Source organism: Mycobacterium sp. NGS24, from assembly GCF_059813065.1.
In genome coordinates, this window is record NZ_JCALDW010000048.1 from 1 (window position 1) to 415 (window position 415).

Annotated in this window: 1 pseudogene; it reads left to right on the forward strand. The window is 60.0% G+C overall.

The features are described 5' to 3' along the window. Positions 1–339: pseudogene (locus tag AC5Y6Y_RS25780) on the forward strand (hypothetical protein); the annotation flags it as partial. Between the last annotated feature and the right edge of the window lie 76 nt (positions 340–415).

The window sequence follows — 415 nt, forward strand, 5'->3', positions numbered from 1 at the left end:
CCGGGGGTGGTTGGTATTGGGAACTCTGTGGGGTCGTTGGCGTCGGGTTTCTTCAACGGCAGTTCCAGTGGTACGTCCGGGTTCTTCAATTCGAACAGTTTGAGTTCGGGTTTTGCTAATGCCAACGGGGCGTTGACGTCGGGTTGGTATAACGCCGGTTCGTTGTTGTCGGGTTGGCAGAACCTGGGTGAGGCGATGTCGGGCATCGCCAACACCAGCGATGTGGCCGGGGCCGCGTTGATGTCTGGCGTCGGCAACATCGGCAGCCAGGTCTCCGGTTTCTTGCACGGTCAGATGAGTGCGTTGCAGGCGGCGCTGGCGGACTGGGTGGCTGGCTGATGACGTACTTCTCTGCTGCGGGCGGCCGATCGTCCTTGTGCAGCATCTATCCCCAGCAAGCTTTCCTGCTATGTGA